We start from the raw sequence: 1,504 nt of genomic DNA, 5'->3' as shown, positions 1-1,504 counted from the left end.
ACCTGTATAAATTCAATCGAGCGGTTAAACACTATATATAGTAATTGACTTACTCTAGGTTTTCTCAACTAATAACTAGTAACTAATAACTAACAACTATAACTAGATCGGTAATCAGTAGCTTAACCCGAACTGAGGTTAGTTAATAATTTGATTTCTTTGGGGATTGCCGAAAAACCATTGTGGCTGTTGTGGGGGATTGAATTTACTATCTGTTGCCTCCCAATCCTTAATTAATTCATTCAATAACCAGTCTTGTTGTTGGCGAAAATATTTATATTGACGACCGTAATTAATAATACTGAAATAAACATCCCCTCTATTCTGAGTAGGAATAACCCCCGCCAAAGCACTAACTCGATCTAAAGTTCCTGTTTTCACGGTCGTACCGCGAGGTAAGCTACGATTTTTCACCGTACCGACCAAATCCTTCCCCGCAGTGGGAAATAAATGGGCAACGGTCAAAGAATCAGTTGATAATAATCTTTCTATGGCAATTAACATCTGACAGACAGCGCGAGGGGAAATACGATTTTCTTCTCCCAAACCAGAACCATTAATTAGTTCTATTTCTTCAGGGGGTAAATTAGCTATATTTGCTGTTCGATCTGCTATTTGTTTCGCGCCACCTAATAACTCAGCCAGTATTTCTGCCATCTGATTATTGCTGTAGATGTTCATCTGTCGCAGGATTTCTGACAGAGGTAAAGACTGATGGATTACTAATAATCTAGCCTTGGGGGGAATGCGATCGATTAATTGAACTTGACCCGCGAGCGCAATTCCTGGTTGAGGAGTGCCAGGGGGCATTTGTAAATATTGTTGGGTAATTTCTGACTTCCATAGCTGGCGATCGAAGCTTTGTTTTAATAGACTTCCTGCCTTGGCTGAGTCTTGTTGATAGTTCATGTAAAACCTATCTTTAATTAAAATATTGCCCCGAATTGACTTCAGACCTAAATTTTCTAAAGTATTGGCTAAAGCGATCGCTTCTTCCCATACAAATAGGGGATCTCCGCTTCCTTCCACGATCAAATCTCCCGTTAAAACTCCCCCAACAATTTTTCCCTGACTGTAAATATTAGTAGCAAATTGATGTTTTACCCCCCATTGCTCCAAAGCTGCTAAAGTTGTCGCTATTTTAGTTAAAGAAGCAGCAGGAAGGGCTACTTTACCTTGATTTTCACCTAATATATTCCAACCCGATTGCAGCCAAATTCCTTGGGGATGGGAATTAAGTTCAATTAATTTTTGTAAATAGTCTTTAACTTTGTTTTCGGCGATTGTATCCTGGTTGACTACAGGAAGCTGGAAAATCGCCGCATCGTGCCAAGGAAATAACTTTAACGGCTCTAATTTATTTTGTGGTTGTCCCCAGATATTCCCACTGGCAAACACTGTCGAAGCAATCAAATTTAGCATAAAGTCGCCTCTACTCAGCTTATTATCAAGATAACTGGCAGCAAAAAGTTAAAATAGTCATAAACTATAGTCAAAATCCTTT

The 1,504-nt window shown here is 39.0% G+C and carries 1 protein-coding gene; it reads right to left on the bottom strand.

Annotation, left to right across the window (positions count from 1 at the left end; all coding sequences use genetic code 11):
• Window positions 1–138: 138 nt before the first annotated feature.
• Entirely contained in the window at window positions 139–1,422 is a 1,284-nt protein-coding gene (locus AC33VI_RS22755) for a D-alanyl-D-alanine carboxypeptidase (RefSeq protein ID WP_491784546.1), read from the bottom strand.
• Between the last annotated feature and the right edge of the window lie 82 nt (window positions 1,423–1,504).

It is taken from the genome of Waterburya sp. (assembly GCF_058530065.1).
Note: the sequence above shows the minus strand (reverse complement) of the source record. Positions and strands in the feature narration are given on the sequence as shown.

What these genes read in the sequence shown, in the direction of transcription:
- AC33VI_RS22755 (WP_491784546.1), bottom strand. Translation starts at nt 1,422, where the DNA reads ATGCTAAATTTGATTGCTTCGACAGTGTTTGCCAGTGGGAATATCTGG.